This window comes from Longimicrobium sp. (assembly GCF_036399935.1).
In the GTDB taxonomy this organism is placed as follows: domain Bacteria; phylum Gemmatimonadota; class Gemmatimonadetes; order Longimicrobiales; family Longimicrobiaceae; genus Longimicrobium.
Window position 1 is genome coordinate 57,050 of record NZ_DASWMD010000061.1, and the last position, 9,608, is coordinate 66,657.

Below are 9,608 nucleotides of genomic sequence, written 5' to 3' on the forward strand. Positions count from 1 at the left end.
TCAGCCTTCCTGGATGTTGATCGGGCCGTTGGTGGTGACGGCGCGGATGGTGGGGCCGCCGCCGTTGATGTCGGTGTTGATGTTGGCGCCGGGACGCCAGCCGCGCTCGCCCGGGCGGCGCTGCTCCGCGCGGATGGCACGCGGAACGTTCACCGGGCCGTGCACGGTGCGAGCCTCCAGGTGCGCCGCGTAGCCTTCCGGCATGCGGACGCTCACGGGGCCGTTCACCGTCTCGGCATCCAGCCGCTCGCCCGTCCAGCGGCGGCCGCTCAGCCGCACGTTCACCGGCCCGTTCTGCGTGCGCGCGGTGACGTTTCCGGACAGCTCCGTCAGGTTCAGCGGGCCGTTGTGGGCGCGCAGGTTCATCGTCCCGGACACGCGCTCCACGCTGATCGGCCCGTTGTGCGTGCGCACGTCCAGGTTGGTCCGCGCCGGAACGAGGATTTCGTAGTTCACGGCCCAGCCGCTGTTGTTCCCCATCTCCGGGCCGCTGGCGCTGATGGTGGCGCCCGTGTTCACGCGGATCTGCTGCGCGGTCGACCGCGCCCGCTCCTCGCTGCCGGCCCAGGTCTGCACGCGCGCCTGCACCACGACGTCGCGCCCCTCGTGCGTGCGAACCGACACGCCGCCGTTCTGCCCGGCGTCGATCGTCAGCGAGCCACGCGCCGGGATGCGGGTTTCACGCACCTCGCAATGCGCCACGCGATTGTTGTTCTGGCGGTAGTTGCGGCGGCACTGCTCCACCCACTCATCCGCGGAGCGCTGGGCGAGCGCCGGCGTGGCGAGGAGGACGGAAGCGATCGGGAGAAGAAGGACGGATGTGCGCATCGGTACGCTCCGGGCCAGTCGGGGACTCAACAGGCAGCATCGTGCAGCCTGGACCACCCTATGATGCGCGGCGGGTGCGGATGGTTTGGATAGACCGTGCGGCGCAGGAAGACGCGAACGGACCGCACCCGAATCCGGGACGGTCCGTTCGCTGAGCCGGTGCGGCGTTCCGGCCGCAGGCGAGGCGCGAAGGCTGGGAGTATTGAACGGGCTACATCGAAAGAACGTCGCACATGGGAGGGTACTGCATTCTGGTTCAGCCTCCATCACCCGCCACCGGCCAAGCATTAAGGGGTGCATCTGTGACGCATCCACGTAGCAACCGCTGGACCACGGTAAAAAACGATCGGCCCGAAACGAGCCGTTCCATCTAAATCATTCTCAAAGGATAGGTTACATTACCCCTTGACGGCTCGTCAGGCTACCGCTGGTGGGTCATCCTTGGTACAAATTGCGGCACGCGAGCCACAGTTTTACCGGTCGTGCCAGGTGACACGAGCCGTCACCTTTCGGAATGGCCGCAGGTGCCCCTCACATGAAGTAGAAGCCGCACGCGAAAAAGCTCCCCGGCCGCGAACGGCCGGGGAGCTCCAACATCCGGGCTGGCGGAATCAGGCGCCCTGGGCCACGCGCGCCAGCTTGCTTTCCACCGAGCCGATCAGCTCGCGGAACGACTTGATGAACTTGTCGACGCCCTCGCGCTGCAGCTGGTCGGTCACGGCGTCCATGTCGATGCCCAGGTCCGCTAGCGTGCGCAGGTCCTGGTGGGACGCCTCCACGTCCTGGTCCACCGTGCGGCGCGCCACCCCGTGGTCCGCGAAGGCCTCCACCGTGTTCAGCGGCATGGTGTTCACCGTGTGCGGCCCGATCAGCTCCTCCACGTAGATCACGTCGCGGTACGCCGGGCTCTTGGTGGAGGTGCTGGCCCACAGCGGCCGCTGCACCCGGGCACCGGCGGAGGCCAGCCGCTCCCACCGCTCGCCAGAAAACACCTGGGCGAAGCGCTCGTACGCCAGCTTGGCGTTCGCCACGGCCGCCTTTCCCGACATCGCCCGGGCGAGCGCCGCCTGCCCGTCGTCCGCGGCCGAGCACGCAAGCTTCTCCAGCTGCGCGTCCACCGCCGAGTCCACGCGCGAAACGAAGAACGATGCGACCGACGCCACGCGATCCAGCGGCTCCCCGGCCTGCAGCCGGCGCTCCAGCCCGCGCAGGTACGCCTCCATCACCTGCTCGTAGTTCTTCACCGAGAACAGCAGGGTGATGTTCACGTTGAAGCCGTCGGCCAGCAGTTGCTCGATGGCGGGGATGCCCGCCTCGGTGCCCGGCACCTTGATCATCAGGTTGGGCCGGTCCACCGCTTCGCGCAGGCGCCGCGCCTCGTCCAGCGTGCCCCGCGTGTCGTGCGCCAGCTCGGGCGACACCTCCAGCGAAACGAAGCCGTCGTGGCCCTCGGCGCGGTCGTACACGCCGCGGAACAGGTCGCAGGCGCGGCGGATGTCCTCCACCGCCAGCGACTCGTACGCGGCCGACGCACCCGCCTGCGACGCCGCCAGCTCGCCCACGGCGTCGTCGTAGTCGGTGCTGTCGCCGATGGCCTGCTCGAAGATGGAGGGATTGGAGGTCACGCCGCGCAGGTCGTAGCGGCGGATCATCTCCTCCAGCTCGCCGTTGTCCAGGATGCCGCGGCGGATGTAGTCCAGCCACACGCTCTGCCCCAGCGCGTGAAGCTCGTGCAGCGGATTCCCCTCGTTGCGCACCGCGTCGGTCGGATGCTTGGTCTCGGCCATGGTATGGTCTCGCTCTCTTGAAAGTGCGTCAGTGCGTTAGTGCGTTAGTGCGGGAGTGAACGGCACCGCCCTGGATGCCACCGTCGGCTGCCGTGCATGGAAGCGACTTCCGCACTCACGCACTTCCGCACTCACGCACTCTTCTCATCGGTTCCGTGCGCCGTCGGCCCGGCGTCGCCGGCGCCCTGCGCGTGGCCGCTGCCGATCCCCAGCAGCCCCTTGGCCTTGGCCGCGACGTTCTCGGCGCTGAAGCCCAGTTCCTGGAACACGCGAGTCGCCGGGGCCGAGGCGCCGAAGTGGCTGATGCCGATCACCTCGCCCTCGCCCACCCAGCGGTGCCAGCCCATGGGGTGCGCGGCCTCGATGGCCACGCGCGCCTTTACGGCGGGCGGAATCACCTCGTCGCGATACTCCTTCGGCTGCTGGGCGAACAGCGCCCAGCTGGGCATGCTCACCACCCGCGCGCGGATCCCGTCGGCCACCAGCGCTTCCCGCGCCTCTAGGGCGACCGCGACTTCCGAGCCGCTGGCGATCAGGATGGCCTGCGGGTCTCCGCCCTCGGCGTCCGCCAGCACGTACGCCCCGCGGCGCAGCCCGGCCGCGGGGGCCATCGTTTCGCGGTCGATGTGCGGCAGCGCCTGCCGGGTGAGGGCGAAAAAGACGGGCCCCTCGTTGTGCTCCATCGCGAACCGCCACGCCTCCACCGTCTCGTTGGCGTCCGCCGGACGCAGGTCGATCAGCCCGGGGATGGTGCGCAGCGACGGAAGCTGCTCGATGGGCTGGTGCGTGGGCCCGTCCTCGCCCAGGCCCACCGAGTCGTGCGTGTAGATGTAGATCGCGGGCTGCTCCATCAGCGCGGCCAGGCGCACCGGGGGACGCATGTACTCGCTGAAGATCAGGAAGGTGCCGCCGTACACGCGCACCCCGCCGTGCAGCGTCATCCCGTTCATCAGCGAGCCCATGGCGTGCTCGCGAACGCCGAAGTGCAGGTTGCGGCCGGTGTAGTCCGGCGGCAGAAAGCTGCCGGCGCCCTCGATCATCGTGAGGTTGGAGCCGGCGAGGTCCGCCGACCCGCCGATCAGCCAGTTCACCTTTTTGGCGATGGCGTTCAGCGCCTTACCCGACGCCGCGCGCGTGGCGATGGGCTTGTCGTCCTTGGTCCACGTCGGCAGGTCCGCGTCCCAGCCCTCGGGCAGCGTCCGCGAAAGGGCCTGCTCCAGCGCCGCGGCCGCGTCGGGGTGCGCCGCGCGGTAGGCGTCGAAGCGCGACTGCCACTCGCGCTGCCGCTCCACGCCGCGCGCACCGACTTCGCGCATGTGGTCCAGCGCCTCCTGCGGCACGTGGAACGCCTCGGTGGAGGGCCAGCCCAGGTTCTGCTTGGTCTTGACGATCTCCTCGGCGCCCAGCGGCTCGCCGTGCGCCTTTTCGCTGCCGGCCTTGTTGGGCGACCCGAAGCCGATGATGGTGCGCACGGAGATCATTGACGGGCGGGGATCGGCCTGGGCGGCGCGGATGGCGGCGTCGATGGCCTCCAGGTCGTTGCCGTCCTCCACCCGCTGCGTGTGCCAGCCGTACGCCTCGAAGCGCTGCTCCACGTTCTCGGTGAACGCCAGCTCCGTGTCGCCTTCGATTGTGATGCGGTTGTCGTCCCAGAAGTAGATGAGCTTGCCCAGCTTCAGGTGGCCGGCGACGGACGCCGCCTCGGCCGCCACGCCCTCCATCAGGTCGCCGTCGCTGCAGATGGCGTAGACGTAGTGGTCGATGATGGGGTGGTCCGGGCGGTTGTGCACCGCGGCCACGTGCGCCTCGGCCATGGCCATCCCCACGCCGTTGGCGAAGCCCTGCCCCAGCGGGCCGGTGGTGGTCTCCACGCCGTCGGTCATCCCGTACTCGGGGTGGCCGGGCGTCTTGCTTTCCCACTGGCGGAAGTTCTTCAGGTCGTCCAGCGTCAGGCCGTAGCCGCTCAGGTACAGCAGCGAGTACAGCAGCATGGACGCGTGCCCGGCGGAAAGGATGAACCGGTCGCGGTCCACCCACTTCGGGTCGGCGGGGTTGTGCTTCAGGTGGCGCGTCCAGATGACGTACGCCAGCGGCGCCAGCGCCATGGGGGTGCCGGGGTGGCCGGAGTTGGCCGCCTGCACCGCGTCCATCGACAGCGTGCGGATGGTGTTGATGCAGAGCTGGTCCAGCTCGCGCGAGTCAGCGCCCGGATTGGCCATCGATGTGTCGTCCCGTCTGGGTGGATCGTACCATGATTGGGAGAGTGCCCTCCCCAAGCCCCTCCCTCGCATCAAAGCCGCGAGAGGAGCGAGAACCTGTCATCCTGAGGCGCAGGCGCACCGCACCCGCCCACGGTGCATCCTCCGCGCGCCGAAGGATCTTGCCTGGGGCGCCACTGAGCCCGGGCGCGGCAGCGTCTACGAAATCCCGAGACGCGGTCCTACTTCGCGGGGAGGGCAAGCCAGCTCCGGCGCATGCCGCGGTTCCCCCTCTCCCGGCCTCTCCCCCGCAAACTGCGCGGGAGAGAGGAGAACTTCGATCGGGGTTCGACCGGGTGCCTCGCATGCCTCGAGAGCCCCCTCCCCCCGTCCCCCGCTTCGCAGGGGAGGGAGAGACCTGAACTGCGCTTCGGCTGGCTCTCGGCGCCGAACCGTCCGGTGCAGTCCGCGCAGGCGGACTTCGTGACGTTCCAGCCGCGGTTTCAACCGCCCGGACGGGGCGTGGGGCCACGCGCCGCAACGGACCACGCACCCAACCCCGAAGTGTACCCCCTCTCCCACGCTGTTTGTGGGAGAGGGTGGACGAGCCTAGGCGAGGACGGGAGAGGGCCCCACGGCAGCCGAGGCCTCGGCTTCCGTGACCGCTGCCGCGCCCGACCTCGTACGTGCCCCAGGCTAGATCCTTCGGCCCGCGACGGCTGTGCTACGGGCCGGTACGGTGCGCCTGGGCCTCAGGATGACAGTCTCTGAGCACTCGGCTGCGGCCCCTCGTCGAGCCCGGTGCGGCGTCGGGCGGCGCGATACACCTCGTGCGCCTCCGCGTCCGGCTGCAGCACCACGCCCGCGCGGTCCGCCGCCGCGAACTCCATCGCGTCCCCGATCACCCCCAGCCGCTCAAGCGCTACCAGCGCCGCGCCGCGGAGCGTGGTCTCAGGATCGGGTGCCAGGCGCACCGGTCGGCCGAGCGCATCCGCCACCATGCGGGCCCACGCGGGCGACGCATGCAGCGCGCCGCCGCCGGCCACCACCTCCGCGGCCGGGTCGCCGTCCGCCTCCACCGCATCCAGGGCGTCCGCCATCGTGAACGAGGCCGCTTCCAGCCACGCCCGCGCGATCTCCACCGGCCCCGTCGCGGGCGTCATCCCGGCCATCACCGCCCAATCCGGTCCCTCGGGCCGGGGCGGACGCTCCGGGACCAGGCGCGGAACCACCGTCATCCCGTGCGCCGCCGGCCGCATCGCCGAGAGCTGCGCCTCCAACTCGTCCGCGGGCGGGAGGGCGAGTACGTGGCGCAGCCAGGCGAAGATGTTCCCCGCGTTCGACGTCGCACGTCCCGTGACGGTGCGCCGCGCATCCAGCCGATAACACCAGAGCCCCGGCGGAACTACTGGCGCGGGATCGTCGCGCAGCACGCGCACCGCCGCCGTCGTGCCGACCGTCAGCCCCACCGTGCGGCCGACCGCGCCCATCCCCAGGCTGGCGCACGCGCCGTCGCCCAACGCGGGGAACCAGGGGATCGCGGCCAGCTCCGGCCAGCGGCTGGCGAACTCCCCTCGAAGCCCCTGCAGCGGCACGTCACTGATGACAGGCAGGCGCTCGGGCGAGAGACCGACCGCGTCGACGACGGCATCGTCCCACCGCATCCGGCGCAGGTCCATCAGCCCCGTACCCGACGCCATCGACACCGACGTGCGCGCCTCGCCGAACAGCCGCAGCGCCAGCACCTCGCCGATGGAGCCCCAGGTGGCGGCGCGCGGGAAGGTATCGCCCGCCGCGTCCTCGAGCCAGACCAGCCGCGCCGCCGGGTACGCCTCGTGGACGAAGCACCCGGTCCGCCGGTGCACCGCACTCTCGTCCAGCCGCGCACGCAACGCATCCGCCGCGGCGCGGGCGCGGCCGTCGCCCCAGCCGGTGAGCGGGGTGACGGGGCATCCATCGGCGTCCATCCCCACCAGGCCGTGCCAGAAGGTTGCGAGCGCCACGGCGGCGGGCTCGATCCCGGCCTCCCGGCCGACCGCCACCGCCCGGTCGATGGCGCGGAGGCAGCGGGCCAGCAGCGACTCCGCATCCAGCTGCATCCCGCCGTCCGGCGTGGAGTCCCACGCGTACAGCTCGCGCGCGGCCTCCGCGAGCGGCGCGCAAGACGCGTCCAGCCACTGCGCCCGCACGGACGACGAGCCCACGTCGACCGCGAGGATCCATGGCCCGCGCCGGGCGGGCGGAACGGCGGTGCTCATGAGGAGCGCAATCTACCGTCGCAGGCGCGCCGGGGCCACGAACGGACGAGGCGCCCCCGCCAGCCGGCGAAGGCGCCCCGTCTCCCGGACCGTGATCAGAAGTTCCCGGTCCCGCTGACCCCACGGTTGTCGAAGTCTTCGCGCAGCCGCTCGGTCGCTTCCCGGGCCAGCCGGTGCGTTTCCTCCACGTCCGCCCCGGCACCGGTGCCGGGCCCCGAGCCGCTGGAGCCGCCGGGCGAGCTGCTCATCCCGCCGTGCCGCGACGGCCGGTCGCTTTCGTCGGACCCATGCAGGTAGTCGGAGCCCGCCTGCCCTTCGCTCCTGCTCCAGTCCCGGCCGCCCGCATCGGGGCCGCTCATCCCGCTCACGTCCCCGCCCGCGGCAGACATCGACTGCGCGGCGCCCAGTCCCGAGCCGGTGCCCGGCGTGTTGTCGAGCCCCGCGGTATCCAGCTCCTGGTCCGTCGGATTCCGATCGTCGTTCGCCATTGGGAACTCCCCCGTGTTCTCGTGAGCAGGCCGATGTCCCGGTGCCGCAACCACATCGGCGCGCTCCTCGTGACGAATCGCGCGTCACCGGGGGGCGACGGCATGTGCAACTGGCGTTCCATCCAAGGCACTGTCGCAGCTTCGACAGCATTTGACAAACCTTATACAACAAGGTACGTTTCTGGCGGAAGCCGACGGGCGGCAGCGTAGCCGGGTGGCGCGCAGGCCCCGTCAATCACAGGAGCAGATTCCGATGCAGACAACCGCGACCCAAGGCACCAACGACGTCCTGACGCGCGCCGACGTGCTTACCGAGGACGAGCTCGACACCCTGCCCATGGGCATGATCCAGCTGGACCGCAACGGCACGGTGCTCAAGTTCAACCAGGCGGAAAGCAGCCTGGCGCACGTGGACAAGAAGGACGCGATCGGAAAGAGCTTCTTCGACGAGGTGGCGCCGTGCACCAAGGTGCAGCAGTTCCATGGCGCCTTCCTCCAGGGCCTGGAGCAGCGCAACCTGCACACCGTCTTCCCGTACCAGTTCCGCTTTCGCGACGGGCGGCAGAAGAACGTGGTGATCTCCATGTTCTACAGCGCCAGCACCGACACTGTGTGGGTGCTGGTGCAGCGGCCGCAGGCCTGAGTTTTCGCCGCGGCGGAACGCAGTCTGAAGGAGCGGGGGCGGGGCGCACCACCAGCGCCGCGCCCCCTTTGTTGTGCCCATGGACGACGAGCGGAGGGTGGATGGCAAAACGAGAGTGGCCCCGCAGGCTGGGATTCGCGGTGAAGGTGGTGGGCCGCGAGGGGATGAAGAGCAACGATTCGCGGCGCTGGCAGAGCGATCCGCACGTGCGCACCTCCATCCAGTACCTGCGCGACATCCTGGACTACCTCGACAAGGCCGACATCCGGATGTACCGCATCTCGTCGGACTTCGTGCCCTACTGCACGCATCCCGACCTGCCCCGGTTCCACGGCCAGATCCCGGAATGCCGCGACGAGCTCGCCGAGCTGGGCCGCACGGCCCGCGAGCGCGGCATCCGCCTGTCGCTGCACCCCTCGCAGTACGTGCTGCTGTCGGCGCTCGACCCGGCCATCAGCGACAAGGGGATCTGGGACGTCGACAGCCAGGCCGAGCTGCTGGACGCGATGGAGCAGGGGCCCGAGGCCGTGGTGGTGCTCCACCTGGGCGGCGCCTACGGAGACAAGAATGCGGCGATCGGGCGGTTCATCGAGAACTATCCGCGCCTCTCCGAGGCCGGCCGGCGGCGGCTGGTGATCGAGAACGACGAAACGCTGTACACCGTGCAGGACTGCCTGCGCGTGCACGAGGCGACGGGGGTGCGGCTGATCTTCGACCACCAGCACCACCTGCTGAACCCGGGCACCCTGCCGATGGGTGAAGCCTGCCGCGCCGCCCTGCGCACCTGGCCCGCCGGCGTGCAGCCGAAGGTGCACTTCTCGTCGCCGAAGCTGGATTCGCGCACGGTCACCCGCGGCAAGAAGGAAGTGCTCGCGCCCCCGCTGCTGTCGCAGCACGCCGACTACGTGCACCCGTGGGAGTTCGCGGGCTTTCTGCGCGAGGTAGGCCCGGAGCCGTTCGACGTGATGCTCGAGGCCAAGATGAAGGACGTGGCGCTTCTCAAGCTGCGCGCCGACCTCGACAAGCTGGGGCTGTGGCCATAGAACGCCAAACGCCCGCTCCGAGCGAGATGCTCGAAGCGGGCGTTCGTGAATTAAGGCCGGCGGCGCCGTACTCTCCCACCGGGTGGCCCCGGCAGTACCATCCGCGCAGCGGGTTTTCACTTCCGAGTTCGGGATGGGATCGGGTGGATCCCCCGCGCCATAGCCACCGGCCATAAAAGTAGACCAGGGTGTTGGGTAGGCAGCGAAGCCTTGCTTCTCTTGGACGATCGAGCTCTCTGCGGCTACGAGAGCGCATGTGTGTGGCTCATGTGGACCGGCCAATAGGACCGGTCAAGCCTCACGGGCCCTTAGTACGGCTCGGCTGTAGCGCTCACGCGCCCTGCACCTGCCGCCTATCGACGT

7 protein-coding genes and 1 rRNA gene are annotated in these 9,608 nt (G+C 70.0%); 2 read left to right on the forward strand and 6 right to left on the reverse strand.

Going from position 1 to position 9,608, the window contains the following annotated elements; all coding sequences use genetic code 11:
- The 5 genes from VGB24_RS18905 to VGB24_RS18925 all read right to left on the reverse strand — a co-directional run bounded on the left by VGB24_RS18905 (nt 1) and on the right by VGB24_RS18925 (nt 7,559).
- Entirely contained in the window at nt 1–828 is an 828-nt protein-coding gene (locus VGB24_RS18905; protein ID WP_331074506.1) for a DUF4097 family beta strand repeat-containing protein, read from the reverse strand.
- 611 nt (nt 829–1,439) lie between these two features.
- Nucleotides 1,440–2,615, reverse strand: a complete 1,176-nt coding sequence (gene tal, locus VGB24_RS18910; protein WP_331074507.1) for a transaldolase — start codon at nt 2,613–2,615, stop codon at nt 1,440–1,442.
- 131 nt (nt 2,616–2,746) lie between these two features.
- Entirely contained in the window at nt 2,747–4,834 is a 2,088-nt protein-coding gene (gene tkt, locus VGB24_RS18915) for a transketolase (protein ID WP_331074508.1), read from the reverse strand.
- A gap of 731 nt (nt 4,835–5,565) precedes the next feature.
- Nucleotides 5,566–7,071, reverse strand: a complete 1,506-nt coding sequence (locus VGB24_RS18920; RefSeq protein WP_331074509.1) for a gluconokinase — start codon at nt 7,069–7,071, stop codon at nt 5,566–5,568.
- A gap of 95 nt (nt 7,072–7,166) precedes the next feature.
- On the reverse strand, nt 7,167–7,559 hold the full coding sequence (locus VGB24_RS18925) for a hypothetical protein (protein ID WP_331074510.1): 393 nt from the start codon (nt 7,557–7,559) through the stop codon (nt 7,167–7,169).
- A 253-nt stretch (nt 7,560–7,812) separates the two neighbouring features.
- On the opposite strand from VGB24_RS18925, the gene VGB24_RS18930 reads away from it, so the two are divergent.
- Entirely contained in the window at nt 7,813–8,202 is a 390-nt protein-coding gene (locus tag VGB24_RS18930; RefSeq protein WP_331074511.1) for a PAS domain-containing protein, read from the forward strand.
- 101 nt (nt 8,203–8,303) lie between these two features.
- Nucleotides 8,304–9,245, forward strand: a complete 942-nt coding sequence (uvsE, locus tag VGB24_RS18935; RefSeq protein ID WP_331074512.1) for a UV DNA damage repair endonuclease UvsE — start codon at nt 8,304–8,306, stop codon at nt 9,243–9,245.
- Between the two features lie 54 nt (nt 9,246–9,299).
- Here uvsE and rrf read toward each other — a convergent pair.
- A 5S ribosomal RNA gene (gene rrf / locus VGB24_RS18940) occupies nt 9,300–9,416 on the reverse strand.
- Nucleotides 9,417–9,608 lie beyond the last annotated feature (192 nt).

Bases quoted from the DNA above. Each gene is read 5' to 3' on its own strand.
- VGB24_RS18905 (WP_331074506.1), bottom strand. From the start codon at position 828: ATGCGCACATCCGTCCTTCTTCTCCCGATCGCTTCCGTCCTCCTCGCC.
- tal (WP_331074507.1), bottom strand. From the start codon at position 2,615: ATGGCCGAGACCAAGCATCCGACCGACGCGGTGCGCAACGAGGGGAAT.
- tkt (WP_331074508.1), bottom strand. From the start codon at position 4,834: ATGGCCAATCCGGGCGCTGACTCGCGCGAGCTGGACCAGCTCTGCATC.
- VGB24_RS18920 (WP_331074509.1), bottom strand. From the start codon at position 7,071: ATGAGCACCGCCGTTCCGCCCGCCCGGCGCGGGCCATGGATCCTCGCG.
- VGB24_RS18925 (WP_331074510.1), bottom strand. From the start codon at position 7,559: ATGGCGAACGACGATCGGAATCCGACGGACCAGGAGCTGGATACCGCG.
- VGB24_RS18930 (WP_331074511.1), top strand. From the start codon at position 7,813: ATGCAGACAACCGCGACCCAAGGCACCAACGACGTCCTGACGCGCGCC.
- uvsE (WP_331074512.1), top strand. From the start codon at position 8,304: ATGGCAAAACGAGAGTGGCCCCGCAGGCTGGGATTCGCGGTGAAGGTG.